This window comes from Leptospira neocaledonica, from assembly GCF_002812205.1.
GTDB lineage: Bacteria > Spirochaetota > Leptospiria > Leptospirales > Leptospiraceae > Leptospira_B > Leptospira_B neocaledonica.
The window spans coordinates 120328-139850 of record NZ_NPEA01000001.1 but is presented as its reverse complement, the minus strand read 5'-3'; the positions used below and the strand labels follow the sequence as shown (position 1 = coordinate 139850).

Sequence of the window (19523 nt, the reverse complement as noted above, 5' to 3'; positions counted from 1 at the left end):
AAAAATTTATTCAATCGGTTTGAAAAAACTCTCTCGTGAAAATGAACGGTTGTACCGTAAATCAGAACGTAAGGGAGGAGAAGATGAAAGACAGGGCGAAACAATTCAAGGACACCTTGGAACGTTATATCAACTACCGCGGAATAGATATCATTCTCACTCTAAAAGACGGGACCGTGATCGAGCTGGATAAAAATAGAAAAATGAACGGTAACGTAGTGATTAAAAACGGAGATTTCGGAATAGAAGCAGAAATCGAAATTTCTTCCATCCAAAAAGCGGATTTTTTTGCAGCTTAAACCATCCTTTAGTTCTTGTCCGACCTAATTTTCTAGACTACAATTTTCCCCCGCGAGCGGGAGGAATTATGGAAGCAATAGGATTGATCTTCGTGGCCGGCTTTGTCGGAACCATTTGTATGTCCCTTTCAATGTGGTCCATCCACTATGCAGGATCTGTAAATGCAGATATGATCCGTGCAGTAGGAAGTTTTTTCACAAAGGATATGAATAAGGCCTTAGTCCCCGGGATAATCACGCATATTATCGTTGGGATTATATTTGCTTTTCCTTACGCATTCCTGATTAGTTTGGCTCCTCATATTTTGATCGCTTCCATTGTCACTGGAGGAGCAGTGGGATTCTTCCATGGATATTTGGTAGGATTCCTTTTAGTGGTATTGGTGGCCAGAAACCACCCTTTAGAGCAATTTAGAGAAGCTGGAATCAGTGTTGCTGCCGCTCACGTTTTCGGGCATTTGATTTACGGGGTAGGGATTGGAGTCATACTTGGTTTGTATGGATATGGCTGGACCTCCATTTTGGCCATATAAGGTCATTTTGGGGTTTTCTAGGTTTCAGGTCTGAAAAACGGCCAAATCACCTTGACTTCCCACCCAGTCAACAGAAATTAGTAAATACGGGGCATTTTGTCCCCAGACTCCGGACCTCTGTTTATTGCAGTGGTCGGTATCGTTTTTTTGCGATATTGTTTATCCGGTCCTAAAACAATCCAAACAGGAGAAATCCACCGAATGGTAGGAATCATTGTAAAGGAAGGCGAGTCCATCGAATCCGCTCTCAAACGTTTTAAGAGAGATTGCGCTAACGCCGGAATCATGAGCGAGATCAAAAGACGTGAATTCTACGAAAAGCCTAGCATCAAAAAGAAAAAGGCTTTGGAATCCGCAAAACGCAAATTAGAAAAGAAAAAACGTCTCTTCTCTCGTAAAGACCGCGGTTAATCCCCGGTCTTAGGTTCCTAAGAGAAATAGGGGAACGGGCATGTCCCTGCAATTAAAAATTAATACTGACCTGAAAGAGGCTATGAAAGCAAAACAGGAGCCTCTTCTCTCCACCTTACGCCTACTCAAGGCTGATATCCAATACGAGCTTACGAAAAACGGAGCCCAAGAATTGAGCGATGAACAGGTCATCGTTTTAATCAAACGTGGTTACGTAAAACGTACTGATGCAATCCAAATGTACGAAAAAGCGAATCGTAACGATCTTGCGGATAAAGAAAAGGGTGAAGCTGAAGTCTTAAAATCATATCTACCTCCCGATGTGCCCGAGGATCAAATCATCGCCGCAGTAGAAAAATTTGTCATAGAACTCGGAGCTTCCGGACCCAAAGACATAGGAAAGGTTATGGGAAAAGTAATGGCAGAGTTTAAAGGCGCGAACATCGACGGATCAAAGGTTTCTGCGATCGTTAAATCTAAACTTTCCTAAGCTGGCCAATCTTGCAGTTCCAAAGGGAATTTATCGACCGTATTCGTAGGGAAGTTCCCATCGAAAGTTATATCAGTCGATTTGTACCCTTACAGAAAAGAGGGAGAAATATGGTTGGGCTTTGTCCATTCCATCAAGAAAAATCTCCTTCATTCAACGTTTCCGTAGATAAACAATTCTATCATTGTTTCGGATGTAAGGCATCCGGAGATCTATTCCAATTCGTGATGAGTTACGAAAGAGTGGATTTCCAAAGAGCAAAAGAAATTCTTTCCGAGTATTCAGGAATTCCGATCCAGGAAAAAGCCAAAGAAGAAGTAGAAAGGACGGAAAACTTATACAAAGTAAATAAGAAGGCACTTCTTTTCTTCCAAGAAAATTTACGCGGTCCACAAGGACTCGCAGCAAGAGAATATTTGAATTCTCGAGATCTGGGAGAAGAAATCCAAAAATCATTCCAACTTGGGTATGCTCCCGGCGGCTATAATCACTTAACCGGAAAAGTTTTTAACACAAAGGAAGAAATCAGAGCCGCTCTAGAGGTAGGACTTATCCGCGAATCCGAAAAAGGAAAAGAACCTTATGATTTTTTCAGAGATCGGATCATGTTCCCAGTTTTCGATCTTTCCGGCAGAGTAATCGCGTTTTCCGGAAGAATTTTAGGCCCAGGAAAAGAGTCAAAATATGTAAACAGTCCGGCTTCTTCCATATTTGATAAAGGAAGAACGTTTTATCATCTTCATCAGGCAAAAGAATCCATCCAAAAGTCCAGGACCTCAATTTTAGTGGAGGGATATTTGGATGTGATCGGTCTCGTAGATAAGGGCTTGGAAAATACAGTTGCGTGTATGGGAACCGCTGTAACTGAAAATCATATCCGGACCATGAAAAAATTCTCCGACAAATTCCTTTTGGTTTTGGACGGGGACTCCGCGGGTAGAAAGGGCGCACTACATGCAGCCGAACTTTGCCTGAAAGAGGCCTTAGATTGTTTTGTTATATTATTGCCGGAAGGAAAAGACCCTTTCGATCTTTCTAAAGAATTGAACCGCCAAGAATTGCATAAACTTTTGGAAAACCAAATCCCTGCTTCTTCCTTTGTCGTGGAAGAACTTTTGGATAAGGCAGATTCTCGAGCTCTTCCGGAAAAGAAAAGAAGGGCTTTGGATAATCTTTACCAATTTCTGAAAGGATTCAATCGAGACTCCGATAAGGAGTTTTTCTTAAGTCTTGGGGCAAGAAGACTCGGGATCAGTATGGATGCAGTTTTGCGAGATTATAAGGGGGGAGGAGCCAAGTTTGCCTCTCCAGGGTCCGATAATAATAAAGATAAATCCGCTAAACGAGTATCGGGCCCAAATCCTGCCGAAAAATGCGAAAGAGAGATCATTGCCTTGCTTGTGAAGGCTAATCATTTATTCCGTTTTTCCGAAGAATTATCCGGACTGGAATTCTTGGACTCTAAAAGTGCGTTTTTATGGGACTTTATATATACGAGATACGCAAGCGAAGAAGAAGTTTCTCCCGCTTCCGTGATTTCTTCGGAGATCCCGAACGAATTTAAGGAATCCATAGCTCCTTTCCTGATATCGGAAGCGGATATGAGTCCTGAAGATTCTGTAAAGGTGTTTCGGGGACTATTAAACCAACAAAAACTTTTCGTGATCGATAAGAGAATGGAAGAGTTGGATTCGGGCTCACCTATAGATGATCCCGAACATTTTACAAAACTGGCATATTATAAGACCGAGAAAGCAAAATTATTGGAATTTATCCGTAGTGAAAACTCGGGCGTAAGATAGGGGACCGCAGAATGGAAAATCTACAAAGCATGCCGGAAGTTCAGAAGATCATCGCGATAGGAAAAGCGAATAGCGAAATTTCCTACGATGAAATCAATGAAATCCTTCCGGATAAGATCTTAAACTCGGAGAAGATTGACGATGTATTCACTCTTCTTCACGAGATGGGAATAGAGATCGTAGAAGAATATACTAGGAAATCTTTGGAGCCGGCTACTTCTATCCTGCCTAAAGACGATCCGGCTCTTCCGGTAAAACCTGCCCGCAAAAAGAAAGAAACTGCTTCTTCTGCAGGTGGTTCAGAAGATCCGATCCGACTTTATTTAAAAGAGATCGGAAAGGTAAATTTGATCTCCGGAGAAACCGAGGTTTTTCTTGCTAAGAAGATAGAAAAAGGCGAGAAGATCATTGAAGAAACCATTTTAGGTTCTTCTATCCTTAGAGCGAACTTCATCAAACTTCTTCCTAAGATCCGTAGTAAAAAGACAAAAGTGTATGATCTTGTCCGTGTAGACAAGATGTACGCGATGAATGCGGAAGAAGCGAAGAAGTTAGAAGAACTTTTCTTCAAGAACATTTCCGTTATCCAAGAACAGGAAAAAGTTTTACAAGAAGCTCAATCTAGGATCCGCAAATATTCAGAGAACTCAAAAAAATACAAAGAGTTTAAAGAGAAAATAGATATTTCCAAAGGTATCATAGATACCGCTGTAAGGGAACTTGGAGTTTCTCAAAAAGAGATCCAGAAAATTTCCCAAAAGATCAAATCTATGGTCTTCAGAATCAAGGAAATCGATCGTCATTTCTTAAAGATTAAAGCTCAGTACGGTTACGACGTTAAGGATATCAAAGCATTCAACCGTTTCATCGAGAAAAATGAAAAGTTAGAAGATATCGAAAAAATGATGGGAGTCTCTATAGACGAGGTCCGTGAGGTCATCAAGGATATCCGCAACAACGAGCGTAAACTTCGTCGTATGGAACAGGAAGCCGGTTCTTCTGTCCAAGAGATTAAAGACTGGGGCGAGAAGATTATCAAGGGCGAAAGAGAAATCGCTCAGGCTAAAAAAGAACTAGTAAAGGCAAACCTAAGACTTGTGGTTTCCATCGCGAAACGTTACGCGAACCGAGGAATGCATTTCTTCGACCTGATCCAAGAGGGAAATATCGGTCTGATCAAGGCCGTAGACAAATTCGAGTATAAGAAAGGATATAAATTCTCCACTTATGCTACTTGGTGGATCCGCCAGGCGATTACCCGCGCGATTTCCGACCAAGCGAGAACGATCCGTGTTCCGGTTCACATGATTGAACAAGTGAACAAGGTGATCCGTGAGACTCGTTTGTTCGTTCAGGAATTCGGCCGTGATCCTTCCAATGAAGAAATTGCAGAACGTTTAGGCTGGCCTGTCCAAAAAGTAAAAGCAGTTAAGAATGTAGCGAGAGAACCGATCTCTCTTGAGATCCCAGTAGGATCAGAAGAAGATTCGGAGCTAGGAGATTTTATCGAGGACAAGGATGTGGAATCACCTGTAAATTCTGCAGCTTCCAGCATTCTTGCAGAACAGATCAGACAAGTACTTCATACTCTTCCTGCAAGGGAGCAGAAGGTGATCCGTATGCGTTTCGGTTTGGATGATGGTTATCCTCAAACTTTGGAAGAGGTTGGTTATCAGTTCAAGGTAACCAGGGAAAGGATACGTCAGATCGAAGCAAAGGCTCTTCGAAGACTACGCCACCCATCTCGTTCCAAGAAGTTAAGGGACTATATCGATTAAAAGTCACAGAGTTTAAGAGAGACACAGTGTAGTCTCACACAGAGTCACGGAGACGCAGAGGTTTTACCTCAAATCACTTGCTCCGTGTCTTTGTGTCTCTGTGCGAAAAAACCTCAGAGTCTCTCAAAACTTCGTGTCCTATTTACCGTTGTAAGTAGCTCGAAGTGATTCGATCAGTTCGAGTGCTTCGGATTCCTTTTCCTTTCTCTGTGCTTCTTTCCAACCTAATTGTTTAGCTAAAATTTGTGAGACCGGTGTTGCAAGTTTTGCGGATAGTTTCAGATCCAAGAATTGGATACGGAATCTTCTCGCAAGAACGTCTGTGACAGTGAGTGCAAATTCTTCTTTAGCAAACCATTCCACTTCTTCTTGGAAATATTCTACACCTTTCAAAAGAGGAGTTGGTTTTTTGCCTAGGATGATGAAAACTTCTCCGCCATAAAAGTTTTGGAGACGTTTTGCGGATGTCTCGCTTACCTTATACATTTTCTGGATTTCTTTGTATAAGTTTTCGGAATAACCCACTTTTCCAGGGAAGGCGTATTTTGCAGTTCTGCTGGAACCGAATTCCTCTAAGGAAGCTTCTTTCAAGACTCGATCAATTAGATCCTCGGACATTTTTCTATACGTAGACCATTTTCCTCCTCCCATCGTGATAAGCCCTGAAGAAGAAACTAAGATCACTTCTTCTCTGGAGATACTCTTTGTATCTTGGTTTCCTTCCGGAGAGATGAGTGGTCGGATACCGGAGAATACTGAGATGATATCTTTTCTTTGTAGAGGTGATGCTAAATATTCTGAACCTGTTTGTAATAGGAACTCCACCTCGGATTCCAATGGAAGAGGATCTTGGCTGACTTCGTGGATTGGTGTGTCTGTGGTTCCTAAGATCACATGATCTTCCCAAGGAATTATAAATACTACACGTCCATCTTTTGTTTTAGGAATGATAAGCGCTGTATTACAAGGAATAGTTTCTTTTTTGAAAACTAAATGGATTCCTTGGCTTGGGGAAAGTACACGATAGGTTCTTGGATCGTCTTTTAAGCGAATATCATCCACCCAAGGTCCGGTCGCGTTTACTACAATTTTCGCTTTTACGTTATAGGTCTCTCCACTTAAGAGATCTTTTACTTTTCCACCTATAATTTTGCCGTCCTTCTTCTGGAAGGAAAGAAGTTCAGTTTGGTTCAGTACCAGAGCGCCTTCTTTAGATGCTGCTCTCGCGAGGTTGACGTTTAGCCTTGCATCATTGAATTGAGAATCGTAATATAAGATCCCACCTGTTAAACCCTTGGTTTGGAGAGCCGGAAAATCTTTTTCTACTTCTTCTTTGGAAACCCTTTTATGAGAAGGCAGATTTCCTTTCCAAGCTAGGATATCATACATTGTCATTCCGATACTGTAATACGGTTTTTCGTACAGTTTGTATGTGGGAAGAATGAATGGAAGCGGTTTGACCAGGTGAGGCGCGTTTTCCAAAAGCCTTTGTCTTTCTGTGAGAGCCTCGTGAATTAGTTTGAAATGGAATTGGGCGAGATAACGAACCCCTCCGTGTATTAGTTTTGTGGAACGTGAAGAAGTTCCAGAAGCAAAATCCGATTTTTCTAAAAGTGCCACTTTCAATCCTCGGAGGCTCGCGTCCAGAGCTGCTCCGGCTCCTGTGGCTCCACCCCCCAAAATTAAGAGGTCGAATTGTTCTTCTTTCAATTTTTCAAACCGGCTTTTGCGATCGTGTTTTTGCATATGTACAAGGTCTTCCTGCTTTACAGGCTGATTTCGCCGGGTGAAATTGCAATAAAAGAGCCAAATGGAACCTAAAAAACAAATCGAATTGATACGACGTGGGACAGTCGACCTGATCAGCGAAGAGGAACTTACCTCCAAACTTACCAAAAAAAAGTCCTTAAAAATCAAAGCCGGTTTCGACCCGACAGCTCCGGACCTTCACCTGGGGCATTTCGTTTTACTCAGAAAATTGAGGCATTTCCAGGACCTGGGTCACGAGGTGAATTTTCTACTCGGGGATTTTACCGCGATGATCGGAGATCCTACAGGCAAATCCGAAACCAGAAAAAGACTCTCTAAAGAAGAAGTCCTGAAAAATTCGGAGACCTACCAAAACCAAGTTTTCAAGGTTTTGGATAAGGAGAAGACCAAGATCGTTTACAATTCCCGTTGGTGTTCCGGGATGAATTTTGAAGACGTTCTGGTGCTGACTTCTAAATACAGCGTGGCCCAAATTTTAGAAAGGGACGATTTCAGCAAAAGATATAAAGGCGGACAGCCAATCTCTCTTATCGAATTTTTATATCCTCTGGTCCAAGGTTATGACTCCGTAGAAATGGAAGCAGATGTAGAACTCGGCGGAACAGACCAAAAATTCAATCTTCTCGTAGGTAGAGAATTACAAAGAGAATACGGAAAAGAGGCACAATGTGTGATCACTTTGCCACTTCTCGTCGGTTTGGACGGAGTCAAAAAAATGTCCAAGTCACTTGGAAATTATGTAGGGATTACGGAAGAGCCGATCGATATGTTCGGAAAACTCATGTCAATTTCGGACGATCTCATGTGGAATTATTTTGAATTACTTACGGATCTTCCTCTGGAATCGGTTGGGGAACGCAAAAAAGGGATCCAATCCGGGGAATTACATCCTAAAGAGGTTAAAACAGAACTTGCAAAATTAATAATGGACCAGTTCTCTTCTTCCGATGCAAATGTAGAAGCGATAGAGGAATGGAATAAGGTCCATAACCCTAAAGCGAGAGCGATTCCGGAGAATATTCCGGAAACAAAATTAGGTCCCGAATTTTTCCAAGAATCCGAAACTCCTCAACTGATCTGGGTACTCGCCAAACTGGGATTTGTTCCTTCTACCTCCGAAGCGAGAAGGCTGATCAAATCAGGGGGGATTTATGTCGACGAAGAGAAACTCTCGGACGAAAAATTTACCGTAAGTAAAAACGCAGAATACTTGATTCGCCAAGGCAAAAAAGGAAAATTCATCCGTCTGGTCAGTTGACCGAAATCAGAACATGCTCAGCGAAGAAGAATCCACAGTACTTTCCAAGACGATCAAGGAAATCCAGGACAACGAAGTAGAGTCGGAAGTCCTGGAAAAGAAATTTCGTCAGATTAGAATCGGTTCTTCCGTATTCTTTTTCCTTACCTTAAGCATCACCACTGTTTTTGCGTTGACAAGAAGGTTAGATTCTCTCCAAAACACCGTCCAAAAACAGAACGAGGTAATCTCTGTTCTTTCAGAAGACATTACAAGTTTAAGATTAGAAGAACAGCAAAGAGAAGAAGAAGTCCTTCGTTTTAAGTCTTCGATCTTAGATGATGTTCCTGATGGCGATTTAAGTGAAGAAGTTAATAAAAACTTAAATTCCCTACAAGCAGTCATTCCAAAACCTGGAACTGGTAAAAATATCAGTAGAGGAAATCCGAATTTTAAAGAAATCTCTCTTACATTCGATTTAGGAACAGGAGAGGATCTACAAATACTTTATGAATTTATGATGAGGTTTCCGATCAAGGTGACCTTGTTTGTTTCCAATGAGAATCCTGCTAAAAAAGGGGGTTCTTTATTCTCGAAGACCAATTTGGTTTATCTCAAAAAATTAGCAGCCTTAGATGGAAGAGTGGTTTTTGGGAATCATACATGGAGCCATTTTAATTTACCTAGAAGTTTAAAAGAACCTTCTCTTAGAAAAAGAGCACTTCTCAGTTATGTTGCAGATGAGATCCCGGATTTTAATCTTCTTCTGGAAGAATTAACTTCCGTGGAGGACAAATTTAGAACTATTACCGGGCTAACTCTTACAAAGTATTATAGACTTCCTTACGGCGCAGTAGATCAGATTATTTTGGATGTATATTCTACCCAAGGTTATGAAAATCATATTTTCTGGAGTAATAATACTGTAGGTTCTCTAGATGTTCCCGACTTCGTATATAAGAAGTATATTACCAAAAGAGATCCTGTTTCCGGAAAAACGAAGCTAGTCCAAAACCCTCATTATAAGACTAAGGAGGAGATGTTGGACTTTTTATATCGTTGGGAAACTTCCGACAAAAACGGAATGAATGGTGCGATTATTTTAATGCACTTAGGTTCGCCTAGACAATCCGAAAAATTGATCTATATTCTTCCTGATTTTATCCAGGCAATGCTAGACAAAGGTTATAAATTCGTAACCGTTCCGGAAATATTAAACGAAAAGCAGGACTAAATTCCCACTTTTCGTTTATAGCTTACTTCTTCTTTTTACCTTTATTATTCGGTCCAATCGGCTCAGGCTCGCTGGAAAATTCAGGGCTTGGGAAATACACAGGTTTCACAGCTTGTTTTTTACCAAAAATCCTTTCCCACATTCCATAAAACCAATGCTGAAAATTATATAGATGAAGATAGAATACAGGCACCATGAGTAGGGTAATGATACTTGCAAATGCAAGTCCCCAACCGAATGCTAACGCCATCGGGACTAAGAACGGATCGTAACCTCCTATGCCGTAAGCAGTAGGTAAAAGTCCTAAAACCGTGGTCACCGTAGTTAAGGTAACAGCTCTAAGTCTTAAATTTCCGGTATCGACTAAGATTTCTTTAATGTCCTTACTTGGATTTTCTCTTCGGAGGGTGTTAGCAAAATCTACTAGTACGATAGAATCGTTTACTACAACTCCCGCAAGACCTACTATTCCAAGCATAGCTAAGAATCCGAAATATTCTCCATGACTTACGAACGCTAAGATCACTCCAATAAAGGAGAAGGGGATAGCACTTCCGATCACGAGAGGCTGCATCAAAGACCCAAATTGGGAAGCGATAATAATGTACATGATGAGTAAGGCCATCAAGAATAGAAATCCTAGTGAGCCCATAGACTCTTCCGTATCTTTATTCTCTCCGCCGAAGCGAACTATATAGCCTGGATACTTATCTACGATCTTTTCTTGGTCCGCTAATTTTTTAGCGGAAGCATTTGCCTCACTAGAGTTGGCTTGTTTTCCGCCTGCAAGATTTGCAGAGACAGTGATCAGACGTTTTCCATCCAAGTGATTGATATTCGAAACACCTGGAAGTCTCTGCATGGTTACCAGTCTAGATACCGGGATCATTTTGCCGATGGAGTTGGAAACATATACATGGTTCAAACTATCCACGGACTTTCTATAAGATTCGGGAAAGCGTACTTTGACTTCTACTTCTTCGTCAGTTCTTTTGATCTTTGTAGCAACAGTACCTTGGAAGGCAGTATTGATCGCCTGAGCCACTTTAAATACGGAAACTCCCGCTGTAGAAGCAAGTGATTCGCTGACTCTAATACGGACTTCGTCCTTACCTTCGTTGAAATCGTCAGCAATATCGGTGACTCCTTTCACGTGTCCTAATATACCCTTATATTCGGATGCAATTTTCAGAAGAGTGTCGTAATTATCTCCTCTGATCTCAATCGCCACAGGTTTTCCAACAGGAGGACCTCCGGAAACTTTTTCATATTCTAGAGCAATCAGCTTTCCACGAAGTGATTCAAATTCTTCCGGGATCACATTAGGTTCCGGAATATCGCAAGGGTTTTTGGTTTCTTCCGCTTCTTTTTGGATTTTCTCTTCTTCAATCTTGCGAGAAGTTTCGTTTAATAACCAGAGAGTTTTTCTTCTAAGTTTTTGGATGATATCGTCCGTTTTATGGCATTTTTTACGGTTTTCTTCCGCAGTTAAATAAGCCATTACCATTCCGTAATGTTTTCCCCTTTTGGTAAAAGGGTCATTCGGGTTAGCTTGAATGATCCCGACACGAGTCGCATAATTTTCCAGATCTTCCTGAGGGACTTTTGCGATTTCTTTTTCGATCACCTCTAAATAACGATACGTTTCATTCAAACTGGCTCCGGTTTTTGCGGTGACTTTTACGTAGAACTGGTCAACGGAACCTGGGAATAGTTTAAATTTGGAGAATAATATCTGAATGATAAAGCTCGCGATGAGCAATGTAACGATCCCAATCGTCATTTTCCAAGGATTGTTCAGAGCGAATCTAAGCGCAGGAACATACTTTGTATTTCTAAATTTAGAGAACCATCCGGATTCTTCTTTGATTTCTCCCGCTTTTACTCCACCTTTATTGATATCATACAAGTGGTTCGGTAGAATAAAGAACGCTTCTGCAAGAGATGCGCAAAGTGCTATGATCACAACGAGAGGAATACTGAATACGAACTTACCAAAAATTCCCGGCATAAAAAGAAGGGGAGCAAATGCAGCAATCGTAGTAGTAACAGTTGCAGTCACTGGAGAGACCACTTCTAAGGTTCCCTTTAATGTAGCCTCGTAAGGAGGAAGTCCTTCTTCTATATATCTGTATACGTTCTCACAGATAATAATCGCATCATCTACAAGTATCCCGACTACCAAAACTAGACCGAACATCGAGATCAAATTCAGGGTCAGACCGAATTGATCCATGATGAAGAATGTAGCACCAAAAGACACCGGGATCCCGAGAGCAGTCATTAACGCCACTCTCCATCCTAAAAAGAAGAATAAAGAACCTGTAACTAGGATCATCCCAAAGGTAGCGTTTGAAATTAAAACATTCAATCTGCGTCGAATATATTTAGAAAGATCATTTACGAACGCGTATTGGAATTCGGGAGAAGTTTGACGGAATTTTTCTACGGTGGCTTTTACGCTGTCTACTACCTTGATCGCGTCCGCACTTTGTCTTTTTAGAACAGTGAGTGCTACCGTTTTAGTTCCATTTACATTTTCGATATAGTCGGCTTCTCGTAAACCTTCCGTAACTCTCGCAATATCTTGTACTCGGATCGCATTTCCAATCTCGTTTCCTCTCACATGGACTCTGGAAATTTCCTCTGGAGTATCAAATTCTCCTATAGTCCTAAGAATGATTTCTTTATCCAGACCGGTGACATTTCCACCAGGAACGTTTACGTTACGATTTCTTAATGCGTTGATTACGTCCTGACCGGTAAGATAAAAACCGAATAAACTATTCGGAAGAATATCCACTTGCATTTCGGTCTCTCTCCAGCCTCTGCGAGAAACCTTTGCCACCCCGGAAATATCCAAAAGAGCCTGTTCTACAATTTTTGCTTGGGCACGTAATTTTTTCTCAGCTTCGACAGAACCATCATCTTCTTTTAATGTGATGGAAACCTCGATCACAGGAGTTCTTGCGGTTGTAATCTCGGTAACGATAGGATCTTCTACTTCTTCCGGAAGATCTTCAACCCGGTCTATGGCGGATTTAATATCATCCACCACTTTTTGAGTATCCTTTGTATCCGGATCCAATGTAACCACGATACCGGATCTACCTTCGATGGAGGCGGATCTATATTCTTTGATCCCATCCACTTCCTTGATCGCTTTTTCGAGGGGATTTGTGACTAACTTTTCGACCTCTTGGGGAGAAGCTCCCAAATATAGAGTAGAGATAGAAACTATATCGAAGTTAATATTCGGGAATGCTTCTCTATTCATCTTAACAGCAAGAAAACTTCCGGCAAGAATGATCAGAACGGTAAGTAAATTTACGAAGATACTTTTCGAGAGGAAATATTCGATGATACTTTTCATATGGGTATTCTGCTTAAGGGTTTAGGGGAGAATTTTTTAGTCCAGAATAGGACCGCTTAGTTCCATGGAGTCGTTGAATCCGAACATTTTTGTACTTTTTAATCTATCTACGTACAAAACTCCGTTTAGGTGATCGCATTCATGTTGGTATACGATTGCGGAATATCCTTCGATAGTTTCCTCGTGGGAATTTCCTTTTTCGTCCATCCATTTCATTTGGATCTTATTAGGTCTTTCTACATAACCCCTCATACCCGGAACGGAAAGGCAACCTTCCCAGTTTCCGTCTACTGATTCCGTGATAGGTTTGATCTCCGGATTGATAAGAATTCTTTCAGGAACCCTAGATGGGCTATCGTCCTCGGGGTCGGAACCGACTACTACTATCTTCTTCATGATACCGATCTGAGGAGCTGCAAGGCCTACACCGTCCGCATGTCTCATCGTATCGAACATGTCCCGGATCAACTTTTTGAACTCTTTGGTTCCCAGTTCGTCGGGATGAACATTTTCACTGGTCTTTCTAAGAAGGGGATCGCCGATTTTGAGAATTTTACGCACTGACATTTTCAGAACCTTGTCCTAGAGCTATCCTTCACCGGTTTTTGCCCACCAGATTTTAAGAATGGTTCTAGGATTTTAGACAGCATTCCAGCGGTCGGTTCTAAAAATCTTGGATTTTGAGCTTCCCATCTGAATACAGAAGTTGCGACCGAAAGGTTTTGTAATATCTCCGCCTGGGTTTCCAATGGGCCAACGGTTCTAGGAAGAAGTAAACCTATAGGACATTTTGCCTTTTGAGAATAGAGATCTTCTTTTTCCAACCCGTTCCAAAGCTTTTCTAAACCGAAAGGGTCCCAAAAAAACTTAGGGATCTGGGTTAAATTCCGAAGAAACCAATCCGTTTTTTCAAGAATAGAGGCGGAGTATCCTGATACCGGCAGTGGATTTGGAAAAACTAAAAATGCAGAAAGTATTTTGTCGTGGGGCTCTGTGAGAAGGGGCCAGATCAATCTCGCAGAAAATCCTTCCGCAATTAGAATTTGTTTCTTCTTTCTTTTCTCTAAAAATTCCAGAATATCCTGATTGGAAAATCCTGAGAATTTTTCAGGACCTTCTGCCACCGTAAGATAATAATTGGAAGAAAGTTCCGGGCTGAAAGCTCGGTCAAAAGAATGTAAGGGGTCCCGGAGCCAAAGCACCTCGTCTTTTTTGGGATTTCCCCGGCTGGTAAAAGTCCAATGATTCTCTCGCATTAGTCTTGACAGTGATTAGGAAAGGAAACTATCTATTAGGTTCGGCTGAGGATGGTGGAGACGAGGGGAATCGAACCCCCGACCTTTTGAATGCCATTCAAATGCTCTCCCAACTGAGCTACATCCCCTTTGATTCCAAATTGGTGTCCTTGGGCATGCTGTCAATATATATTATTTTAGGAGCAATCGGATGAGCGATTCCGTCGAGGAGCTACAGAAAAAAATAAAAATCCAAAACGATATCATCAAAGGTTATGAAAAAGTTTTGAGATTGAACGAGCAGGAACTGGAGAATGCGGATGAGATCATTCGTATGTATGAGACTATTATCCAATACTCCGGACAAGAATTAAAAGATGTTAAAGAAGCTTTTGATGCAACTTCAATCGTGACTAACTTATCCAGAGATGAATTAATTTCTGCAATGAATCGAATCAAAGAACTCGAACTCGCTAATAGAAAACTAAGGGAAGAATCCCTTAAATTCCAATCCTAAATTCCGACCTTGACCCAGATCAAAAAACAGGAGACCCTACTTAGAAGTCGAAGTGACGGTTCCTTCTTTTTAGAAGAAGGATTAGGGGTCTCCTCTATCTTTGATAGTTTCCTGAGGGAGGCGATTGCACTCACTCATGCAGATCTAGGCGGTATATTTTCCACAACAGAAGCCGCCAATATAAGACAGATCTCCGGTCGTAATGAAAGAGAACTGATCGAAGCTGCACACTGGGCATTCTCCCAATCCGGAAAAGATCTACTTTTAGAAAAAGGTAAAACACCTCCTTGGGCAAAAGCACCAAGTAGTTATCCACTTTTGGTTTGCAGATTGAAAGTAGACGATCTGGATTCCAGTTTAAAGGCAAATCGTGCTAGTTATGCCGTTTTGGTTTTGCAAGGTAAGACCACTGCGGATCGTTTTTCCAAAACCGATTTTGAACTTCTTCGTACTACATGTAAAACCGTAGGAAGATTATTAAAAGAATCTCATGTATCCGGAGATGCTTCCCTTGTCACTCTTTCCTTACTCGCTACCACTCAGTTAGTATTAGAAGCAGCTCAAGCAAAAAGGCAATCAGAACGTTTTGACTTCCTTCTAACGGAAGTGATCCGTGTATCAGGGCTCATCAATTCTTCTTTAGATCTTTCTCAATTATTAGAAGCTATCATGCTTTCTTCTAAAACAGTATTCAGAACGGAAGCATGTAGTGTTCTTCTTTTGGATGAATCCAAAGAATATCTCTATTTCCACACAGTGCTTGGCGAAAAAAGTGAAGCAGTCACAAAAATGCAGGTTCCTGTTGGAAAAGGTGTGGCTGGATTAGTCGTTCGAGAACGTAAGCCTATGATCATCAATGATGCTCAAAATGATGATCGTGTTTATAAAGAAGTAGATAAGGCTTCTCAATTCACTACTCGTAATATTATGGCTGCACCCTTGGTCGCAAACGACGAAGTCATCGGTGTAATCGAAGCAATCAATACTGTAGACAGAGAAACGTTTACAGGAGAAGATCTGGAACTTTTCTTAAGTTTTTCAGGAACTTCTGCGTTAGCCATTCAGAAGACTGGACTTCTCCAAAACTTAGAGAATGCAAACAAGGATCTTCGTAAAAAAGTTTCGGAGTTAGAGTCTTTATTCGACTTATCCCAAGCAGTCAGCCTTTCCACGAATAGATTAGGCTTGGTGAGAAAATCCATCCGCTTGATCATTCGAGAATTGGATGCGAGTGTCGCTGGTATCTTCTTATACAGTCTTTCGAAAGAAAATTTTATCAATTGTGCTTATTACGACGGGAAAGCCGAAAAGATAGACCGGGTATTGGAAGAGGAAATTTTCGGAACCCAGGTTTTATCCAGTATTAAAGAAGGTCTTCCGGTCCTAAAAAGAGATATTTTGGACCAACCGTTTCCTCATGAGTTAGACAGAAGATATTTAAAAGGTTCTTATATTATTGTTCCATTATTCTTATCCAGCGGAGAGCCTTATGGGGCCTTGACTGTCGCTGATAGAAAGGATAAACTTTCTTATCAGGACTCGGATTTCCGATTATTGCAGACAATGGCTTCCCAGTTTACCAAGGGATTTGAAGCTTTCCGTCTTAGAACGGAGATGTTGGAGAAAAAAGCGATCCAACAGGAGATGGAAATTACTCGGAAGATCCAGCAGAATATTCTTCCTTCCGAAAAAGTATTTCATTCTAACTTCGATTTGGGAATTCTTTCTGTGCCTGCAAAGGACGTATCCGGAGATTTTTACGATTATTACCAGTACAGCGATGGTCAATATTCTTTTTTGATCGCAGACGTTTCCGGCAAAAGTCTGCCGGCAGCACTCTTTATGGCGATGAGTTCTTCTATCATTCGAACTCTTGCCAGAAACCATGATCTAACTCCGGAAGAAATTTTAAGACAAGGAAACGAGCTGATTTTCGAAGATTCTCATTTTGGAATGTTCGTTACTGCATTCTTCATTCATTATAATCCATCCATGTTCACGATAGAGTATGCGTCCGCAGGTCATAATGACCAGGTCTGGATCAAAGAAGATGGCTCTTACGAATTATTAAAAGGACAGGGACCTCCACTTGGTGTGATCCCGACCGCAAAATATAAGGGTGGAAATTTTACAGTCAAACCCGGAGATATTTTCGTTCTCTATACGGATGGAGCGGTAGAAGAAAAAGACGCCCAAGGAAATGAATTCGGTCTGGAAAGAATGATAGAAGAAATCAAATCCAGAAGACATCTTCCTGCCCAAAAAATTGTGGAAGAATTGTACGCTACGATCCGTTCTTTTTCATCCGGAAAAGAACCTTTCGACGATTTTACAGTGCTTCTATTGAAGTACAATAATGATTTCCAATTTTTCAGGACTTTCGATGCAAATACCGGACAAATTCCTATCTTCCGAGAATTTATATATGATGCGATCAAGGTCAGAAATCTGCCGGATTTCTTAAGAGACGATATTCTTTTGGCGGGGGACGAGGCGGCTACCAATATCGTAATGCACGGGTACAAAGATACTCTGCTCAGAAATCCGAAATTCGATTGTAAAATTCGGTTCACTGAAGATTCTATCACGATCGTGCTGACTGATTCCGGAAAAGGATTTGACAGAACGAATGTGAAAGACCCGTCCATAGAGGAAAATCTCTCCGGAAAAAGAAAAGGCGGATTCGGTGTGTATCTGATTGAGACACTGATGGACGTGGTGGATTATAAAATGGAAGAGGGAAGAAACATACTCACTCTCCAAAAATTTTTCCGCTGACGATGGGGGCAAAATGGAACTGACGGTAGAAATAAAAGGGAACTCTAGAGTGATCCATCTTATCGGGAATATGGACGTTCATAATACACATAGGATCGAACAAGCATTCATGGATCATATTCGAAAAGCTACAGAATCCAATATCGTCTTGGATATGTCCAACGTAGAGTTCGTTTCTTCCGCAGGTTTAAGAGTCATCGTTGGTTCCTTAAGAGTTTGTAAAGAAAGAGAAATACAGCTTAAACTTGCAGCTTTACGCCCCGCAGTTCGTAAGGTTTTTGAGATCATAGATATGGATTCCCTTTTTAAGATCTATGATACCGTGGATTCTAGCCTGCAATAAATCCGTTTGCCAAACCGCGGTTTTTAGCTTTCCTCCCTGGCCTTTCTCTAAAAACTGTGTACCGTATGTCGGAACAAGCGTACTCTATAGATAATCCGTTTCAATCTTCTAACCAATCGGAATCCCAACCCGTTTCCAGTATTTACGACGATGCCAATGCAATGGGCAAAGAGTTACTGGAAAAACCTCTTCAAGGAGGAGGGACAGATAGGATCCTAGTACAACATTCTAAAGGAAGAATGACTGTTTGGGAAAGGATCAAAGTCCTTACCAATTCAGAGCCTAATATTCTCTACCAGAACTGGGGAAAAAATTTAGACGGGGCTTCCTTAATTACCGGTATTTTAAATATTAACGGAAGGGACGTAGCGATCTACGGACATGACTTCACTCTCAGAGCGGGGTCCATGGATGCTACTAACGGAAACAAACTCGCAAGACTTATCTATATGGCAGGCGAGCATGGAATTCCTCTGATCGGAATGAACGACTCTGCAGGTGCCTATGTTCCTGCAGGAGTGGGCGGTCTAGACGGATATTCGGAAGCGTTTACAGCGCTCAGAAAGATCAGCGGTGTAGTTCCAAGCTTAATGTTAATGTTTGGATTTAACGCAGGTGGTGGAGCTTATCTTCCAAGACAAGGTTCTTTTATGATCCAACCGGAGAATACATTCTTCGGATTGACAGGACCTGGAGTTGTTAAATCAGTTTTGGGTGAGGATATCAGTGCTGATGATCTGGGAGGACCAAAAGTCCACGGACAGAGTGGGGTAGTTGACTTAGTTACTAACGATGAGTTAGGAGCTTTAAGAACAGCACTCAGACTTCTTTCTTATCTTCCGGATAATAGTTCCAGTGCAGCACCTTTCCATCCAACGTCCGATCCTACTGATAGATTCATCTACGAAGAAGAGATTTTATTTAAAAAGACATTCAATTCTCCTACGGGGATGAACACACCATTCGATATCACATTATATATCCAAAATATTTGTGATCATGGTCAGTATTTCGAGATCCAACCTCAAAGATCCAGAAACCTGGTTACTGCATTCGGTAGATTGGGCGGACATGTGGTGGGATTTGTTGCGAATAATTCTGCGGTTTCTTCCGGTCAGATAGATATCGGTGCAGCAAGAAAAGGTACAAGATTTATCCGCTTCTGTAACGTGTATAATATTCCTTTAATCTTCTTAGAAGATACCACCGGATTCTTGCCTGGAAAAGAGCAGGAGCAGAACGGTATCGTTCTCGAAGGAAGAAAACTTCTGGATTCGATCATCGATATCCGCACTCCAAGATTGACCTTGATCATTAGAAACGCATTCGGTGGAGCTTACGCAAGTTTCAACTCATACCATACTGGTGCGGACATGGTGTTTGCACTCCCTACCGCAAGAATCGCGGTAATGGGACCTGCAGGTAAGGATTACGTTTACAAAGACGAGATCACTGCGATCCAAAAAGAATATAAGGAAAATCTGAAGAATGGTGCATCCGAAAAGGATGCCGCCGCGACGAGGGATAAGAAACTGCAGCTTCTTTCTCAAAAATACGAGAAAGATCTAATGAACCCTAAGGAAGCATTATCTTTAGGTTCCGTTTCCAGGATCGTTCTTCCGGGAACTACCAGAAACATTCTGTATAAAAATTTAGATTATTTAATCCGACACTACAAACCCGGACCGATGTCCGGACCTCAAAGGGAATTCGAGTAAACAAA

The 19523-nt window shown here is 41.4% G+C and carries 16 protein-coding genes and 1 tRNA gene; 12 read left to right on the top strand and 5 right to left on the bottom strand.

Going from position 1 to position 19523, the window contains the following annotated elements; all coding sequences use genetic code 11:
* Positions 1-83: 83 nt before the first annotated feature.
* The 6 genes from CH365_RS00650 to rpoD all read left to right on the top strand — a co-directional run bounded on the left by CH365_RS00650 (position 84) and on the right by rpoD (position 5313).
* Positions 84-299 carry a hypothetical protein gene (locus CH365_RS00650; protein ID WP_100767004.1) on the top strand — a complete coding sequence of 72 codons (216 nt, stop codon included), beginning with the start codon at positions 84-86 and terminating at the stop codon, positions 297-299.
* A gap of 68 nt (positions 300-367) precedes the next feature.
* Positions 368-832: a hypothetical protein gene (locus CH365_RS00645; RefSeq protein WP_100766679.1), complete on the top strand. Its 465-nt coding sequence runs from the start codon at positions 368-370 to the stop codon at positions 830-832.
* A gap of 201 nt (positions 833-1033) precedes the next feature.
* Positions 1034-1243 (top strand): 30S ribosomal protein S21, encoded by a 210-nt coding sequence (gene rpsU / locus CH365_RS00640; protein ID WP_008591132.1) that lies wholly within the window; start codon positions 1034-1036, stop codon positions 1241-1243.
* Positions 1244-1283: 40 nt separating this feature from the next.
* The gene (locus CH365_RS00635; RefSeq protein ID WP_100766677.1) at positions 1284-1733 is read left to right on the top strand and encodes a GatB/YqeY domain-containing protein; all 450 of its coding nucleotides are present in this window, start codon (positions 1284-1286) and stop codon (positions 1731-1733) included.
* An 11-nt stretch (positions 1734-1744) separates the two neighbouring features.
* Positions 1745-3535 carry a DNA primase gene (gene dnaG / locus CH365_RS00630; protein WP_100766676.1) on the top strand — a complete coding sequence of 597 codons (1791 nt, stop codon included), beginning with the start codon at positions 1745-1747 and terminating at the stop codon, positions 3533-3535.
* 11 nt (positions 3536-3546) lie between these two features.
* Positions 3547-5313, top strand: coding sequence for an RNA polymerase sigma factor RpoD (gene rpoD / locus CH365_RS00625; protein ID WP_008589554.1), 1767 nt, complete (start codon positions 3547-3549; stop codon positions 5311-5313).
* Between the two features lie 138 nt (positions 5314-5451).
* Here the strand turns inward: rpoD and CH365_RS00620 are convergent, their stop codons facing one another.
* Complete coding sequence (locus CH365_RS00620) at positions 5452-7059, bottom strand: glycerol-3-phosphate dehydrogenase/oxidase (RefSeq protein WP_100766675.1); 1608 nt, start codon at positions 7057-7059, stop codon at positions 5452-5454.
* Between the two features lie 64 nt (positions 7060-7123).
* Here CH365_RS00620 and tyrS point away from each other — a divergent pair, with 64 nt between their 5' ends.
* Positions 7124-8341, top strand: coding sequence for a tyrosine--tRNA ligase (gene tyrS / locus CH365_RS00615; protein ID WP_100766674.1), 1218 nt, complete (start codon positions 7124-7126; stop codon positions 8339-8341).
* Between the two features lie 13 nt (positions 8342-8354).
* Complete coding sequence (locus CH365_RS00610) at positions 8355-9554, top strand: polysaccharide deacetylase family protein (RefSeq protein ID WP_100766673.1); 1200 nt, start codon at positions 8355-8357, stop codon at positions 9552-9554.
* Positions 9555-9576: 22 nt separating this feature from the next.
* On the opposite strand, the gene CH365_RS00605 is transcribed toward CH365_RS00610, so the two are convergent.
* From CH365_RS00605 to CH365_RS00590, 4 genes are all read right to left on the bottom strand, one after another.
* Positions 9577-12927 (bottom strand): efflux RND transporter permease subunit, encoded by a 3351-nt coding sequence (locus CH365_RS00605; protein WP_100766672.1) that lies wholly within the window; start codon positions 12925-12927, stop codon positions 9577-9579.
* A gap of 36 nt (positions 12928-12963) precedes the next feature.
* The gene (def, locus tag CH365_RS00600; protein ID WP_100766671.1) at positions 12964-13494 is read right to left on the bottom strand and encodes a peptide deformylase; all 531 of its coding nucleotides are present in this window, start codon (positions 13492-13494) and stop codon (positions 12964-12966) included.
* A gap of 2 nt (positions 13495-13496) precedes the next feature.
* The gene (locus CH365_RS00595; RefSeq protein ID WP_100766670.1) at positions 13497-14183 is read right to left on the bottom strand and encodes a hypothetical protein; all 687 of its coding nucleotides are present in this window, start codon (positions 14181-14183) and stop codon (positions 13497-13499) included.
* 52 nt (positions 14184-14235) lie between these two features.
* A tRNA-Ala gene (locus tag CH365_RS00590) sits at positions 14236-14311 on the bottom strand.
* A gap of 62 nt (positions 14312-14373) precedes the next feature.
* Between CH365_RS00590 and CH365_RS00585 the strand changes: the two genes are divergently transcribed.
* From CH365_RS00585 to CH365_RS00570, 4 genes are all read left to right on the top strand, one after another.
* Complete coding sequence (locus CH365_RS00585; RefSeq protein ID WP_100766669.1) at positions 14374-14679, top strand: hypothetical protein; 306 nt, start codon at positions 14374-14376, stop codon at positions 14677-14679.
* A gap of 96 nt (positions 14680-14775) precedes the next feature.
* Positions 14776-17457, top strand: coding sequence for a SpoIIE family protein phosphatase (locus CH365_RS00580; RefSeq protein ID WP_425268530.1), 2682 nt, complete (start codon positions 14776-14778; stop codon positions 17455-17457).
* 13 nt (positions 17458-17470) lie between these two features.
* Positions 17471-17800: an STAS domain-containing protein gene (locus CH365_RS00575; RefSeq protein WP_100766667.1), complete on the top strand. Its 330-nt coding sequence runs from the start codon at positions 17471-17473 to the stop codon at positions 17798-17800.
* Between the two features lie 65 nt (positions 17801-17865).
* Positions 17866-19518 carry an acyl-CoA carboxylase subunit beta gene (locus tag CH365_RS00570; RefSeq protein ID WP_100766666.1) on the top strand — a complete coding sequence of 551 codons (1653 nt, stop codon included), beginning with the start codon at positions 17866-17868 and terminating at the stop codon, positions 19516-19518.
* Positions 19519-19523 lie beyond the last annotated feature (5 nt).

Excerpts from the sequence above, each read along its gene's own strand:
- def (WP_100766671.1), bottom strand. The coding sequence starts at position 13,494 with ATGTCAGTGCGTAAAATTCTCAAAATCGGCGATCCCCTTCTTAGAAAG.
- rpoD (WP_008589554.1), top strand. The coding sequence starts at position 3,547 with ATGGAAAATCTACAAAGCATGCCGGAAGTTCAGAAGATCATCGCGATA.
- rpsU (WP_008591132.1), top strand. The coding sequence starts at position 1,034 with ATGGTAGGAATCATTGTAAAGGAAGGCGAGTCCATCGAATCCGCTCTC.
- CH365_RS00575 (WP_100766667.1), top strand. The coding sequence starts at position 17,471 with ATGGAACTGACGGTAGAAATAAAAGGGAACTCTAGAGTGATCCATCTT.
- tyrS (WP_100766674.1), top strand. The coding sequence starts at position 7,124 with ATGGAACCTAAAAAACAAATCGAATTGATACGACGTGGGACAGTCGAC.
- CH365_RS00610 (WP_100766673.1), top strand. The coding sequence starts at position 8,355 with ATGCTCAGCGAAGAAGAATCCACAGTACTTTCCAAGACGATCAAGGAA.
- CH365_RS00620 (WP_100766675.1), bottom strand. The coding sequence starts at position 7,059 with ATGCAAAAACACGATCGCAAAAGCCGGTTTGAAAAATTGAAAGAAGAA.
- CH365_RS00645 (WP_100766679.1), top strand. The coding sequence starts at position 368 with ATGGAAGCAATAGGATTGATCTTCGTGGCCGGCTTTGTCGGAACCATT.
- CH365_RS00635 (WP_100766677.1), top strand. The coding sequence starts at position 1,284 with ATGTCCCTGCAATTAAAAATTAATACTGACCTGAAAGAGGCTATGAAA.
- CH365_RS00570 (WP_100766666.1), top strand. The coding sequence starts at position 17,866 with ATGTCGGAACAAGCGTACTCTATAGATAATCCGTTTCAATCTTCTAAC.
- CH365_RS00605 (WP_100766672.1), bottom strand. The coding sequence starts at position 12,927 with ATGAAAAGTATCATCGAATATTTCCTCTCGAAAAGTATCTTCGTAAAT.
- CH365_RS00585 (WP_100766669.1), top strand. The coding sequence starts at position 14,374 with ATGAGCGATTCCGTCGAGGAGCTACAGAAAAAAATAAAAATCCAAAAC.
- CH365_RS00650 (WP_100767004.1), top strand. The coding sequence starts at position 84 with ATGAAAGACAGGGCGAAACAATTCAAGGACACCTTGGAACGTTATATC.
- CH365_RS00595 (WP_100766670.1), bottom strand. The coding sequence starts at position 14,183 with ATGCGAGAGAATCATTGGACTTTTACCAGCCGGGGAAATCCCAAAAAA.